The sequence below is a fragment of the Nocardia terpenica genome (assembly GCF_013186535.1).
GTDB classification, from domain to species: domain Bacteria; phylum Actinomycetota; class Actinomycetes; order Mycobacteriales; family Mycobacteriaceae; genus Nocardia; species Nocardia terpenica.
Genome location: NZ_JABMCZ010000002.1, coordinates 1,931,764 through 1,946,421 on the forward strand (window position 1 = coordinate 1,931,764; position 14,658 = coordinate 1,946,421).

The 14,658-nt window shown below is 68.9% G+C and carries 9 protein-coding genes; 1 reads left to right on the plus strand and 8 read right to left on the minus strand.

All coding sequences use genetic code 11. The features are described from left to right. Positions 1–68 precede the first annotated feature (68 nt). The 3 genes from HPY32_RS20770 to HPY32_RS20780 form a co-directional block, all read right to left on the minus strand. Positions 69–587, minus strand: coding sequence for a lytic polysaccharide monooxygenase auxiliary activity family 9 protein (locus HPY32_RS20770; protein WP_067578804.1), 519 nt, complete (start codon positions 585–587; stop codon positions 69–71). Positions 588–603: 16 nt separating this feature from the next. Beyond that, a complete protein-coding gene (locus tag HPY32_RS20775; RefSeq protein ID WP_067578802.1) occupies positions 604–1,128 on the minus strand; it encodes a lytic polysaccharide monooxygenase auxiliary activity family 9 protein in 525 nt (174 codons plus the stop codon). Between the two features lie 364 nt (positions 1,129–1,492). Continuing rightward, positions 1,493–4,456 (minus strand): (Fe-S)-binding protein, encoded by a 2,964-nt coding sequence (locus HPY32_RS20780; protein ID WP_067584633.1) that lies wholly within the window; start codon positions 4,454–4,456, stop codon positions 1,493–1,495. Positions 4,457–4,905: 449 nt separating this feature from the next. Between HPY32_RS20780 and HPY32_RS20785 the strand changes: the two genes are divergently transcribed. Next, complete coding sequence (locus tag HPY32_RS20785) at positions 4,906–5,742, plus strand: DUF8020 domain-containing protein (RefSeq protein WP_067578800.1); 837 nt, start codon at positions 4,906–4,908, stop codon at positions 5,740–5,742. A 224-nt stretch (positions 5,743–5,966) separates the two neighbouring features. On the opposite strand, the gene HPY32_RS20790 is transcribed toward HPY32_RS20785, so the two are convergent. From HPY32_RS20790 to HPY32_RS44735, 5 genes are all read right to left on the minus strand, one after another. Next, positions 5,967–6,809 carry an NRDE family protein gene (locus HPY32_RS20790; protein ID WP_067578798.1) on the minus strand — a complete coding sequence of 281 codons (843 nt, stop codon included), beginning with the start codon at positions 6,807–6,809 and terminating at the stop codon, positions 5,967–5,969. Between the two features lie 194 nt (positions 6,810–7,003). Next, complete coding sequence (locus HPY32_RS20795; protein WP_231951335.1) at positions 7,004–8,341, minus strand: S1 family peptidase; 1,338 nt, start codon at positions 8,339–8,341, stop codon at positions 7,004–7,006. Positions 8,342–8,405: 64 nt separating this feature from the next. After that, positions 8,406–9,773, minus strand: a complete 1,368-nt coding sequence (locus HPY32_RS20800; RefSeq protein ID WP_067578795.1) for a S1 family peptidase — start codon at positions 9,771–9,773, stop codon at positions 8,406–8,408. 172 nt (positions 9,774–9,945) lie between these two features. Next, a complete protein-coding gene (locus tag HPY32_RS20805) occupies positions 9,946–11,130 on the minus strand; it encodes a hypothetical protein (protein WP_216676155.1) in 1,185 nt (394 codons plus the stop codon). 57 nt (positions 11,131–11,187) lie between these two features. Beyond that, the gene (locus tag HPY32_RS44735; protein WP_067578789.1) at positions 11,188–14,655 is read right to left on the minus strand and encodes a LuxR C-terminal-related transcriptional regulator; all 3,468 of its coding nucleotides are present in this window, start codon (positions 14,653–14,655) and stop codon (positions 11,188–11,190) included. Positions 14,656–14,658 lie beyond the last annotated feature (3 nt).

Sequence of the window (14,658 nt, forward strand, 5' to 3'; positions counted from 1 at the left end):
GATGCTCCGGCTCCAGACCCCGATTTCGCGGGGGCGGGGGTGCCCCCGTCACGCGACGGGGGCAACGGTCATTTCGCGATGTTCAGATCGACGCAGGCGTAGAAGGCATTGGCCGTATCGGCGATGTTCCAGATGCCGATCAGCTTCTGCCGCCCGCTGAAGCCGCTGAGGTTCACCGTGTGCGTGGTGTCCGGGTCGGGTTCCTGACCGCCCCCGTCGAAGGAGGCGACCTCGGTATTGCCGATCCAGTACTCGAAATCGGTGGTGGCGTGCCGGGCGGTGAAGGTCCAGCTGAAACTCACCGTGGTGCCGACGTTGTAGACCTGCCACGGCTTGGAGTCGTCGTCGAGGTCGGCCCAGCGCGGATCGCCCGCACTGCAATTCAGTTGGCCCTTCGGCCCCTCCACGCTCTGCGGCTCGTACTTGATGTCCCCGCATTCCAGCAGGCCCTGGGCGCACTGCGCCTGACGGCTGGCGGGGGAGGAGATGTAGCCGTGCGCGTTCGCCGTCGCCATCGGTAGCACGACGGTCAGCAGGGGCGCGAAAGCAGCGGCGCCGAGGGCCGTGAGAGTTTTTCTGCGTAACACGTTGGTACTCCTGTTTTCAGGACCCGCCGCCGATGTTCAGATCGACGCAGGCGTAGAAGGCATTGGCGGTATCGGCGATGTTCCAGATGCCGATCAGCTTCTGCCGCCCGGTGTAATTGCTGAGATCGACGGTGTGCGTGACGGTCTCGGGCGGCTGTGAGTCGTTGCCGCTGAACGAGGCGATCCGGGTGTTACCGATCCAGTACTCCCAGTCCGTGGTGCGGTGCCGGGCGGTGAAGGTCCAGGTGAAATCCACCGTGGTGCCGACATTGTTGACCACCCACGGCTTGCTGTCGTCGTCGAGCTCGGCCCAGCGCGGATCGCCTGCGCTGCAATTGAGTTGGCCCTTGGGCCCCTCGACGCTCTGCGGCTCGTACTGTATTTCCCCGCACGGCAGCAGATGCTGCGCGCACTCCGCCTGGCGGCTCATCGGTGACGAGATGTAGCCGTGGGCATTCGCCGTCGCCATCGGTAGCACGACGGTCAGCACGGGTGCGAAAGCGGCGGCGCCGACGAAGGTCAGCATTCTTCGACCGAACATGTGTGTACTCCTTGCCGAGGAAAAGTGGACGGCAGTGCCGGCATACCGTCGCGAGATTGTTCCGATCCAGATCGGCGCGAAGTGAAAATGGACTTAAACCGTAAAGCGGTAGAGTTGCGACCGTCAAGTTTTCATTCGAAAACAAAGACGATTCCTTGAACAACTCCGTCCGGTCGGTTTGTAGTAATCGGCGGTGAGATCGGCTCGGTGAGCGAATCGATCAGACAATCGAAACGCTTTCATTCGGTCCCGATAATTCGCCACGGGAAAGCGATATCGGGCGGCATTGCGGCCCGGCCCCGAAAAGCACCGAGGGCGGTGTGCCAGCGGCAACACCACCCTCGGTTCGAGCGCTACGCGTCGATCAGTTCTTCTTGCCCGGCGCCTTCGCCCCGGACTTGAAGCCGAGCCCGCCCGGCTTGGCGGCCGGTGGCTGTGCCGCGCCGTTGCCCTCGGTCGCCGTCGGCTCAGCGGCCGAATCCTCTTCCGCCGCAGCGGGTTCCGCGGGCGTCTCGGCGGCAGGTTCGGGGGCGGCGGCGGGCTTGGTGCCCGGTGCCTTGGCCGCGCCCTTCATGGCCAGCCCCTTGCCGCCGGGTGCCTTGGCCGCCCCCTTCATGGCGAGCCCGCCCGGCTTGGCGGCCGGTGCCTTGGGCGCCTCGGCGGGTTCGGCGGGGGTGGTGGAGGATTCGGCGGGTGCGGGCGACTCGGCCGGTGCGGCGGGTTTCGCGCCCGGTGCCTTGGCCGCGCCCTTCATCGCGAGCCCCTTGCCGCCGGGTGCCTTGGCCGCGCCCTTCAGGCCCAGCCCCTTGGCCGGTGCGGCCGGTGCCGCGGGAGCCGCCGATTCGGCGGGGGCATCGGTGGTTTCGGCCGCGGGTGCGGCGGCGGGTTTCGCGCCCGGTGCCTTGGCCGCGCCCTTCATGCCGAGTCCCTTGCCGCCCGGTGCCTTCGCGGGGCCCTTCATGGCGAGGCCCTTACCGGCGACCGGCGCGGTCTTCGGTTCGGCCGCGGGGGTTTCGGCCACCGGTGCCTCGGCCGCGACCGGTTCGGAAACCGGTTCCGGCGCAGGCCGCTTCGGCTGCTGGACGACCTTCAGGTTGTCCGACAGGGCCGACGGCTCCACCCGCTCGATGGACTTCAGCATCAGCTGTGCCACGTCGACGACCTCGACGCCCTGGCCGACCTCGCCCGAATCCTTGCGCGCGGTCACGCCGTCGGTGAGCATCACTCGGCAGAACGGGCATCCGGTGGCGATCAGCGACGGCGAGTTGCCGCCGTCGAGTGTGGACAGCGCCTCGTCCACACGATCGATATTGATGCGCTTGCCGAGCTGTTCCTCCATCCACATGCGCGCACCACCGGCGCCACAGCACATGGAACGCTCACCGTGCCGCGGCATTTCGCTCATCGCCGCGCCCGAGGCGGACATCAGCTCGCGCGGCGCGTTGTAGATCTTGTTGTGCCGCCCCAGGTAGCACGGATCGTGATAGGTGACCTTCTCCGACACCGAGGCCACCGGGATCAGCTGCTTCTGGCGCACCAGGCGATTCAGCAGCTGGGTGTGGTGCACGACCTCGTAGACGCCGCCCACCTGGGGGTACTCGTTGTTGAGGGCGTTGAAGCAGTGCGCACAGGTGACGACGATCTTCTTCTTCGCCGCCTCGACACCCTCGAACACCGAATTCAGCAGCTCGATGTTCTGCATTGCCAACTGCTGGAACAGGAATTCGTTGCCCGCGCGCCGCGCCGAGTCGCCCGTGCAGGTCTCCTCCGCACCCAGCACCATGAACTTCACGCCCGCGGTGGCCAGCAGCTCCGCGACCGCCTTGGTGGTCTTCTTGGCCCGGTCCTCGTAGGCGCCCGCGCAGCCGACCCAGAACAGGTATTCGTAGCCGTCGAAGCTGTCGGCGTCCTGCCCGAAGACCGGAATGTCGAAGTCCAGCTCGGAGATCCAGTTGAGCCGGTCCTTGGCGTTCTGGCCCCAGGGGTTGCCCTTGTTCTCCAGATTCTTGAACAGGCCCGCCAGCTCGGACGGGAACTCCGACTCGATCAGCACCTGGTAGCGGCGCATGTCGATGATGTGGTCGACGTGCTCGATGTCCACCGGGCACTGCTCCACGCACGCGCCGCAGGTGGTGCAGCTCCACAGCACCTCGGGATCGATGATGCCGTGCACGTCCTCGCCGCCGACCAGTGGACGCTCGGCCTCCGCCCGCGCCGCCGCCGAAATCTTCGCCAGCGCGGCCTCGTTCGGCGCGCCCTCGGCGTCGACCAGGCCGACCTCGTCGCCGCCCATGTCCTTGCGGCCACCGGCCAGCAGATAGGGCGCCTTGGCCTGACCGTGGTCACGCAGCGACATGATCAACAGCTTGGGCGACAGCGGCTTACCGGTATTCCAGGCCGGGCACTGGCTCTGGCAGCGACCGCACTCGGTGCAGGTGGTGAAGTCCAGCCAGCCCTTCCAGGAGAAGTCCTCGACCCTGCCGACACCCAGGGTGTCGTTGTCGGGGTCGATCGCCTCCATATCGACCAGGGCCTTGCCCTTGGACATCATCGGCTTCGCCGCGCCCAGCGCGACGTCACCGTCGTCCTCACGCTTGAAGTAGATGTTGAAGAACGCCGCGAACCGGTGCCAGGCCACACCCCAGTTGATATTGCGACCGACCAGCAGCAGGAAGGTGCTGCCCGACACCATCTTCACGAACGCGAAAATCGCCACCAGCGCCACGCTGTCGGGCAGCAGCTTGGCGACCTGCATGGTGAAGAAGTCGGTCCAGGCGGTCGACTCGTGGTAGGTGGCGATCTTCCCGGCCTTCACCAGCACCATGCCCAGACCCTCGACCAGCACGATGGCCTCGATGACATACGCCGGGCCGAACCTCGAGCCGCTGAATCGGGACAGCCGCTGCGGTACGCGCGGGTGATTGAGCTGGCGAATGACGATCAGCACCACGATGCCGATCACGGTGGCGATGCCGAGCAGCTCGTCCGCGAGATGGTAGATGTGCCAGTTGCCGACGATCGGCCAGTGGAACTCGGGGTCGAACGTCTGGCCGTACGCCTCGAAATACAGGATGAACCCGGCGAGGAAGCCGATCATCACCAGCCAGTGCGCCCACCCCACCGTGCGGAATTTGTTCATCCGGGTGTGCGCGAGGAATTCGACGATCATCGTCTTCAGGCGCGGGAGGAACGGCCGCCAACGATCGGGGGCGGGTTGTCCGATCCTGATGGCGCGGACCATCGTGCCGACACCGCCGACGAATGACGCCCAAGCCACCAGGCTGAACGCCACCCCGATCGTGCCCAGCGTCACTGTCAGGGCATTCATGTCGCGACCTTCCTTCGGTTCGACGAGCATCCGGCGGCCGGGCTGATGCCGCCGGGTTGCACGTATCCTAACGGGCGGTAAGTTACCCGCCGGTAACTTGGTCTGTCCATCATAGAATGTCGGGTCGGCCTGCCCCAGCTTGCTGGGGCTTGACCGCGCGCGGCGTGTGCTCGGGCTCACCCGCCTTCCTGCGCTTATGTGCTGGTGCGATCCGATCTCACGGTAAAACCCGGCATATCCGGTCGGTGAGCCAGGACAGGCTTAGTCGTACCGACGTGAAATGAATCTCGCTTCTCGGGTGGTCTTGGTTTAGGCTCTGGTCGTCCTGCTTGCTGAACGTGTCTTCACTCTGCTCGGGGAGGGTTCCACGGGCGAAATGCCCGAGGGATGCGTGGGCTCTCGCGGAGAAGACGCGGCCGGCGAAACCTGATGATGGATTGGAAAACCGAATGAAGTTCCGCAGAGGTACTGCGGCGGCCGCGATGGTCATCGGCGCGATGACCATCGGCCTGGGAACCGCCCATGCTGACCCTGCTCCCGCGCCGGCTCAGCCCTCGATCGACTATGCGGCCAAGCTCGTGGACAAGACGGTTGTCACCAAGCTCAAGGGGGGGACCTTCGAGCTGGCGGAGAAGCCGGGCGCGCCCGGTGAGGACGCCCAGCAGGTCGTGAACGTCAAGGATCCGGCCGGCAATATCGCCATGGAGATGCCGCTGGACTTCCGGTTCGCGGGCGTGAAGATTCCGGTGAAGTCGGACGTCAAGGAGGACGGCACCGTCCTCGAGATCACCCCGGACAAGCCCGCCGACGTCGTGATCAACGGCGCGCAGCAGGTGGCCGCGCGGCCGATGGTTCCGGCCGAGGAGCTGCAGCGGGCCGAGGACGCCAAGAAGCAGGCCGATGCCGATGCCAAGACGCAGGCCGCGGCTCCGGTGGCCAAGGCCCAGCCCATCGCCTCGGCGACCGAGAACCAGCGCGCCATGGGCGATTTCACCACGAAGTTCGGTCTGGCCACCGCGGTCGGCGGCTTCGTCGGCACCGCCATCGGCGCGGCCATCGGCTGCGTCGTGACCCTGCCCCTGGCCTGCATCCCGGGCCTGCTCACCGGCGCCGGTGTCGGCGGCATCATCGGCACCGTCGTGGCCGGTGGCCCGACGCTGGTCGCGGCGGGTGTGGACCTGGTCAACACCCTGCAGGCGCCGGACGGCACCACCCAGTGGGCCGACCCGGCCCAGCAGGCCGCCGCCAAGCAGCAGGCGGCCGCCGCCCAGCAGCCCGCCAACTGAATCTGAGTCTGAGTCCTTGGCGCCGCCTTCGGCGGCGCGGGTTTGCGGCCTCGTGACCCCGTTGTTCAGGCCCCGCTGCTTGCTCCTTCGTCGCATGCGCAGCGGGGCCTGAACAACGGGGCGGCCGCAAACCATTCCGGTTATGTCGCAACCATTCCGGTTGTATTTTGCTATCGGGCCTGCCCCTGTCGGGGGTGGGCCTGTTTGCGTTCAGGCGATCACGTTCAGGCGGGCAGTTCCAGGCGGCCGGTGAATGTTGTGTCGCCGGTGCGGCGGCCCAGGCGGGCGAAGGAGCGTTCGGAGTAGGAGAAGGTGCCGTCTTCGCGTATCAACAGCACTGTGCTGCAGCGGGTTCCGTGTACCAGGTCGGTGACGAAGCGGGCGGAGGCGGCGCGTTCGCGGCGGCGGGGGATGCCGGTGTCGGGTAGTTCGGCGTCGGGGGCGAGGGTGCGGTCGGCGAGCACGCGGAAGTAGGCCGCCACGTCGCCGGGGTCGGACTCGATCACCGCGTGCAGGGCACGCACGCCCTCGCGCACCTTCGGCCAGGCCGGGGCGCCCGTGTCGGTGCGAATCTCGCTGTGGCCGTCCGGGTTCAGGGAGCCGAGCAGGGCGCCGTTGGACAGGCCGTGCAGGCCCGGGGAGAGCTCCAGCGGGGTGCGGGTGCTGCGATTGCTGTGCCACCACAGCGATTCCAGATCCGACACCATCAGGTTGTAGCCGTTGTAGTCGTCCGGGGCCGCCGCCGTCGCCCGGACGAACTTCTCCGGCCCCTTCTCGCCGCGCAGAAAATCCATGAGCAGCGCGCCGCGAGAGCGGGCGTCGCCGCGCTCCTCCCGGGGGCCGCGCACATTGGTCACCGTCGCGAATCGGTGCTCACCGGGCGCCAGCCCCAGCCAGGTACCCGGAACCGCGCCACCGGCCCCCAGATCCCGCCCCGCCAGCAATCCGGGCGCCTCCGGCCACCAGCGCAGCGATTCGGTTGGCCGCGTGAAGAACTCGTCCCGGTTGGCCGCCACGATCAACCGAAACTCCGGATGAGCGCGCCACCCCGTCAACACCAGACACATGCCTCCAGCATGCCGGACACCCCACCCCCCGAGGTACCGCCGCCCACCGCCGTTCGGCTGCCACAACGACGAAGGTCGGCAACCACAGGTTGCCGACCTCCACCATCACACTTCAGTCTTCATTTCCCGGCACGCCTCACATCCCTTTTCCCGGCATGCGTCACATCCCTTTCCCGGCACGCTTTTGGCCGGGATCAGTTCGTGCGCACCTGCAACCCCGGGTTGTCCGACAGGACCGCGTTCAGCGGCTGGGCGAACAGTTGGGGGGCGTTGCCGGTGAGGGCGCCGATGAGGTTGGGGATTTCGCAGATCGGGTAGTCGGCGACGGAGGAGGCGCTGGAGATGCCCAGGGCCTGGGTGCCGCTCACGATCGGGCCGCCGCTGTCGCCGGGCAGCGCGCAGATGTTGGCGGAGAACGCCTGGGTGAGGTTGCGGTCGCCGACCTCCACGGTCTGGTCGACCGCGTTCACCACGCCGCAGCTGAAGCCGGTGCGGGAGCCCGACTTGCAGACCGGCTGGCCGACCACCGGCGTGGCCACGCCGGTGATGGCGATCGGACCCGCGCCGGGCACCCGAACCAGGTTGTTGCTGAAGCGATCCTGATTGCCCTGGTCGATGCTCACGATCGAGTAATCCTGCTCGCCGAGCACCGACTTCGCGAACTCGCCCATCTGGTTGCCGAGGTGATTACCGGGCAGCAGCTCGAACATGCCGGGCGCGTTCGCGCTACCGGCGGCCGGGATGTTCGGATCGCAGTGGCCCGCCGTGATGTTCACGACATTGCCGTGGCCGTCGGTGCCGTTGAAGCCCGAGGAGCAGACCAGCTGCATGCGGCCCGCCACCGAGGCGAAGGCGTCGCCGGCCGCCACCGGGCCGGAATTGCGCTCACCGGCGATGGGCTTGGCCGCCGCCTCGGACTGCTCCGGTCCGACCGGCGGCGCGGCCATCACGATCACCCGGGCGGGGTCGACGAAACCGGGCATCGGCAGCCCGGCCTTGTCGACCCGGACGGCGATGCTGTTGTTGACGGTGTCGATCACCACACCGCGCACGGCCTTGGCGACGGCCTCCGGCTGGCCGGACAGCCACTGCTGGAAGGCGTTCTTCTCGCCGCGCAGCGAGGTTTCGCTCTTGGCGACGTCCTTGACCTGGAAACCGGCGTCCTGGGCGGCCTTGCGGGCCTCGTCGAGGCCCTGCCCCTGCGCCAGCGCGACCACGGCCTTGCCGGCGTCGTCGAGCCAGGCGCCCGCGAACACCTGCGGGAACTGCCGTTGCGCGGAGGTGGCGAAGGCGCCCACCCGCTGAGCCAGATCGGCGCGGTGCAGGTACTCCTGCGGTGAGATCTTCAGATCCCGCTGCACCGCCGCGCTGAGCTCGGCCGGAAGGGTCGGCGCCGGGTCCGCGGAAGCCGTTGCCGCCGTAGGCCCTAGGACCAGGAGCGCCGCCGAGGCGGCGACGGCGGCGTGGCGGAGACGGATGCGCGAGTGTGACCCCGCGCCGGGCGACGACAGACGGATGCGTGGCAGGAGCATGAGGCGACTATATGGGGTTCGGGCCATTATGCCTACTTGTCGTGAAGTTTGTTTCAGCTAACAGTCACCCGGCGTTCGGGCGGGTCCGCACCGTGATGCCGGATCCGACACCGCCGCCGGAATCGGCATCGATATCGGCGAGGATCGAGCGAATCGGAATACCGAGCGAGGCGGTGCCGCCGTACTGCGCGAGACCGATATTCGCCTGTCCGCAGTCGGGGGCGTCGGCCGCATTCGAACCGCTCGTGATGCCCAGCGCCAGCGTGCCGGACACGATCGCGCCGCCGCTGTCGCCGCCGAGGGTGCAGGCGCTGCTGGCGAAACCGCGGACCGTCTTGGATTGGCCGTCGGTCGTGTACAGCTGGGTCTCCACTCGGTCGGCAACCACGAAACCGCAGGTGAACGTGGAGGATTGGCCCGACTTGCAGACCGGCGCGCCGGTGACGGGGTCGGCGGTGCCGGTGATGTTCACCGTCGTGCCGTTCGCGCCGCGCACCGAGGGCTGGTCCATTCCGGCCCGCACCGCGCGATCGTTCAGCTTGATGATCGAGTAGTCCAGGCCGTTGCTGCCGCCCAATTTGGCGCCGATGAACGAGCCGACCTGCGGGCTGGACTTCAGGTCGTGCACGTTCGGCACCCACACACCGGCCTTGTCGTCGGCCTTGTCGACATTCGGATCGCAGTGTCCGGCACTGATATTCAGCGCGTTACCGGCCGCGTCGACGCTGTTGAAGCCGAACGAGCACACGTCGACCGACTTCAGCGCCGAATCGTCCAGGCTGGTGGGCGCGCTGATGTAGGTGTCGCCGCCCATCGGGCGCCGCTCGATCGGGCCGCCGCCGCCCGGCGACAGCACCACCTTCACATTGGCGATGAGCGTGGGCAGGTTCAGCATGTGCCCGGCCGGGGTGTTGGCCACGCTCAGCACCAGCTGGCTGTCCAGGAAATCGATGGCCACCGAATTGATCGCCGAGGAGATTTCGCGCGGCAGCCCGTTGATCCACTGGGTGAGCTGATCGAGCGAACCCTCCAGATTGTCGGCGGAGATCGGCGCCAGGCGGGTCTGATATCCGTCCGAATTCGCGATCCGGGCGGCGTCCAGCGAGGTGACCGCCATGACCGGCTTGCCGTCGGCGCCCAGCCAGGCGCCGGCGAAGGCGTCGGGGCGCTCGGTGCGGAATTCGCGGGCGTAGTCGCGCAGCTGCTGGGCGCGCGCCGCCCGATCGAGGTATTCGGCGGGGGTCATCTTCAGATCGCGCGAAATCGCCTGCGCCAGTTCCGGGGGCAGCTGGTCCGCGGACAGCTGGGTCGCCGGGCCGGACGGACTCGCCGAGGCGGGTGCGGAGCCGAGCAGGGGGCCGAGGAGGACGGTCGAGGCGCACGCGAGAGCGGCGGCTTTGACCGTGGCGCGACGCGCCGACAACTTGCGCATGAAGTCCCTTCGTCAGGCACCCGGTGGTGTGCCATTAGCTCCGCAGGCCGGTAACCCGTTGTGCGGCAACGACCCTCGTTCAGAGCAGACCGATCGCCCGGTGGCGGATCCGGAGATACCGGTTCAGCGCATCACTTTAGGCCACAAATGGGCGAAGTTCGCTACGAAATGATCACGGTGTTCGGACCTGCGGGATCTCCAGCCCCGGCGGCAGCGGGAAGCCGTCGTTGTACGGGTCGTAGGGATCGAAGGGGTTGTCGGGCACCGTGGGTGGCCGCCGCGGTGTGCTGGTGCGGGAACGCCGCGGGGTGGTGGTCGGTGTGGTCGTGGGGGTGGTGGTCGTGCTGGGTGTCGTCGGCTCCGGGGTCGTGGTGGGCGGCGGCGGTGTGGTCGTCGGCTCGGGTGTGTCGGTGGTGGTGATCGGGGCGGGGACGGTGGTGGTGACCGGAGGCGGCGCGACGAAGACCGGCGGGGGCGGCGGGGCGGGGGGCGGCGTGGTGACGGTGAGCTCGGAGCGCGCGTCCGGGGTCGGGGCCGGAGGGGGTGTGGCGCCGTGGAACAGCGTGCCCACCAGGATGCCGCCGATCACGATTCCGGCCGTCGCCGCGCCCGCGATCAGCAGCGGGATGCGGCGATTGCGCTGTGCCGGTTCGGGTGTCGCCGTCGGGGCGGGGGCCTCGGTAACGACCGCGGTCTCCCCGGCGACCGGGACGGCCACCGGAATCGCCGCCGAGTACGCCTGCACCGTCGTCTCCGGTGTCGGCAGGGCGGGCAGCACATCCGTGGCCACCATGGCGTTCTCGGAGGTGGTGGGGTCGGGCGGCGCGCTGCCGGCGGGGGTGGCCAGCACCGCCGCGAGGGCCGCGCGCGCCGCGTCGTGCGCGTAGCCGCGGCCCGAACTTTCCTCGGAGCCGGGCAGATCGGCCTCGCTGACCAGCACCACCGAGCGCAAGCCGAGGTAGTCCAGGGCATCGCGCAGGGCGCGCACCTGCGGTTGCGGCCAGTCGGCGGGGTGGGTGGCGTAGAACTCGGCCGCGCCCTCGAGGTATTCGGCGGCCAAATTGATCAGGCAGAACAGGGCCGTCGCCACCAGATCCTCGGCGCGGTACGCCTCGCCGTCGTCGACCGGGATGCCCGCCGGATCGCCGACCGCCGCGAAGAAGCCGGTGATGGAGTGGGTGTGCCCGGCGGGGGCCGCGCCGCCGAGCGCGGTGTCGCCGTCGTCGGACATGTGCAGGACCGAGTCGCGGACGATATAGCGGGGTTCCGGCGAGTCCTCGTCGAGCTCGCCGCTGCCGGTGACGATCGCGGCGATGCACTCGTCCTCGGCGATGCGTAGGCCCACCCCTGTGGCCATCCTCTGTACCTCGCTTCGGTGTCAGTGGCGGCGCTTCCGCGACGCCCCGCACCGGCGTCACACGAGCAGCGAACCGTGTCCCATGGCGCGGAGCATCGACAATAACTCCGATCGGGAACCGGCTCCGATTCGACGCCGGATTCGCGCGACATGATGCTCCACCGTCTTCGACGAGATGTACAGTCTCGCGCCGATTTCTCGGTATGTCAGTCCCAGCAGCACCAATTCGGCTACCTCGCGCTCGCGTTCGCTGAGGACGGCGTCGACGACGGGTGCGGGTTTCGGCGGCGCGGGCTCGGCCGGGTCGGCGGGTCGTGCCGCGCGCGGCGATGGGCGGGCCTCGGCGCGCACCGTGCGGGCGAGCTTGAGCAGCACCGTCGCGGTCGCCGAATCCCCAGCCGCCAGCGCGGCCTCGCTGGCCAGGCGGGCGGCGTCCCAGCTCAGGCCGATCCCGGCCAGGCGGCGGACCGCGGCGCTGACCTCCTCGGGGTCGACCTGGCCGCGCAGCACCAGCACCCAGGTGCGGCCCGCGTCGGCGAGGACGGCGGCGTGCGGGTCGCCCGCCGCGGCGGCGGCCTTCAATTGCCGTGCGGGCGACAGCAATTCGTCGGGGCGCTCGTGTGCGATGGCGGCCTGCAGCGCGTACCAGTGGAAGGCGTTCGCCCAGGCCGGGGGATTGTGCAAGCGGCGCAACAGCTCTCGCGCGGCGTCGACCAGCCCCGCGATCCGCCCCTCGTCACGCAGCCGAATCCCCGCCAGCCACAGCTCGCCGATCGGCAGCAGCGTCAGCAGATCCACGCCGACGTCGTCGAAGAGCGGTGCCGCGGCCTGCCAGGCCAAAGTCAGCGCGCTGTGATCCCCGCCGCGCCGGGCCAACCCGACGGCAACCCCGTGCGCGAGCAGCCGGTCGCGAGTGGACAGCGTGTCCGGATGCACGGCATCCACGCAGGACCCAGCCTCCTGCTCGTCCCCACCCAGCATGGCCACCCACGCCGACAACACCAGCAGATGCCCACTCGCCGAAGAACCGTTGGCCCGCCCCACCACCGAGCGCCCGCCCCGCAACGCATCCAGCGCGCGCCGCGGTTCACCCATGCTCAGGCACAACAGCGCGGCAAGCGACACGGGGGTGACGGGGAGAAATCGGTCGGCGGTCTCGGTGCGAGCGACCTGAATGAGCGCCGCCGCAGCAGCGGTCCTGCCGGTCTCGGAGGTTGTGGCTCGCGCATCCGTCGCTGAAGTTGATACTCGCGCGTCTGCCTCGGAGATCGCGGCCCACTTGCCCGTTGCCGATGTCGTTGTTGGCGTGCTTGTTTCGGGTGTCGTGGCTTGTGTGTCCGTTGCCGAGGTGGTCGCTCGCGTGTCTCTTTCGGGCGTCGTGGCCCGCGTGTCTGTTGCTGAAGCCGTTGCTTGCGCGCCTGCCCTGGAGGTTGTGGCCCACGTGCCCGTTGCCGATGTTGTCGCTTGCGTGCTTGTTTCGGGTGTCGTGGCCTGTGTGTCCGTTGCCGAAGTGGTCGCTCGTGTGCCTCTTCCGGGTGTCGTGGCCCGTGTGCCCGTCGCTGAAGTTGTTGCTCGCGTGTTTGTCTCGGGTGCCGTGGCTCGTGTGTCCGTTGCCGAGGTGGTCGCTCGCGTGTCTCTTTCGGGTGTCGTGGCCCGTGTGCTTGTCTCGGAAGTAGTTGTTCGTGCGGTCTCCGGCATCGCCGTTCCGGCGCTGGTTTCCGCGGTCAGCGCCCCCGCGCTGGACGCGTCGGCGGAAGTCCCGCTTGTCCTCTCGGAGTGAGTCCCGCTTGTCAGCTCGGCGTCGTTCCCTCGCGTCATTCCGGCACGCGTTCCACTTGTTGCCTCTGTGTGGTTTCCGCCTACCGTCCCGGTGTGGGTCTCGCTCGTTGTCCTGGTGTGGGTCTCGCTTGTCGTCGCGGCGTCGGTGCCGCTTGTTGTTCCGGTGTGGATGCCGATTGTCATCCCGGCGTGGTTCCCTCTTGTCGTCCCGGCGTCGTGCTCCCTCGTCATCCCGGCGTGTTTGTTCGTCATCCCGGCGTGCTCTTGGCCGGGATCTCCTGTAACAGGGGGGATTCCGGACACAAGCAAGACGGAATGGTGGGGAGGAGCTTCGACTGTGTGCTCGGTTTCCGAGGTCGTTGTGTCAGTGGGGGGTTTCGAAGTGTTTGTCTCCGTGTTGGGTTCGGGGGTGGTGGTGCTGGTGAGGGAGCGGGAGAGGGCGGTGGCGATCAGTTCTGCGCGGGTGGTGGCTTCGGTGGGGGGCCAGTGGGGGGCGGAGGTCGACAGGGATCGGGCTTGGGCTACCTCGCCTGCGAGGTACAGCACCGTCGCGCCGATTGCCCAGTCGGGGCCCACGCGTTGCGGGCCCAGCCAGGTGTACAGCTGGGCGGCGCGGGCGGTCAGCCCGCGTCGGGTCCACACTCCCGCGCAGATTCGTACGGCGGCGGCCAATTCCGCAGGGGCGGCGTCGGGGCGGGCCAGGATCGGCTCGGCCAGGCGCAGCGCGGTGTCGCCGTCGCCGGATCGGGCGGCGGCCTCGGCCCAGCCGAGCGCGACATCGTCGGGATCGGACCCGCTCGCGGCGGCCGCGGCGTAGTAGCGGACCGCCTCGTCGCCCGCCCGGCGCGCTGCGGCACACAGGAATTCGGCGAGGCGGGGATCGCGGACCCCGGACTCGGCCAGCAGCAGCGCGGTGTGGTCGCGCAGCAGCTCGGCGTCCAGGCGCGCCTGCAGCAGTCGGCGCTGCACCGCCAGGTAGCGGCGGTCGCCGACCAGCGTGCGCAGCGGGGCGACGGCGGGGGCTAGCAACAGATCGGCGTCGGTCACCAGGGCGCTGGCGCGGGCGCGGTCGATGAGATGCATGGCGGCCTCGGGCTCGACGCCCAGCACCTCGGTGAGTTCGCCGGGGTCCAGGCCGGTTCCGGTCCCGGCGACGACGAACGCCTCCAGCAGTTCCGGATCGGTATCGTCGAGCAACCGCCGGGCCCAGGCGGTGACCGCGGCATCCACCGCCTCTATACCGGCATCGAGCCGGGCGGCGCAGGCGGCGGACAGGGCGGCCACCACGCCGCCGTGAATGCCCGCGGTCTGACGGTGGATGTGCTGAGCGACGGTGCGCGGCACCATCATTCCCAGCTCGCGGGCGAACGGCGCGATATCGGCCGCGCCGAGGGCACGCAGCTCCACCACCCGGCCGCGCCGCGACACCGCGTCGGCGAGGGTGCGCAGCGCCGGGCAGTGCGGGCTCGGACGGGTCGCGATCACGACGGTCTCGGTGGCGGATTCGACTGTGGCGCGGAGCTTTTCCAGCTCCGCCGCGGGCAGGGTGTGGGCATCGTCGACGATGCGCCCCTGGATTCCGTTGTCCCGCAAGCGCTGTCGAATCGCGGCGAGCAGGGTGGACTTGCCGGTGCCGGAGCGGCCCCGGATCAGATAGACATGCGGTTCCGGATGGGAACCGAGCTCTCGGACGATTTCTCGTGCGCCCGGCAGGGTTTCGAGCGCGACGGCAATGGTGGCGACCACGAC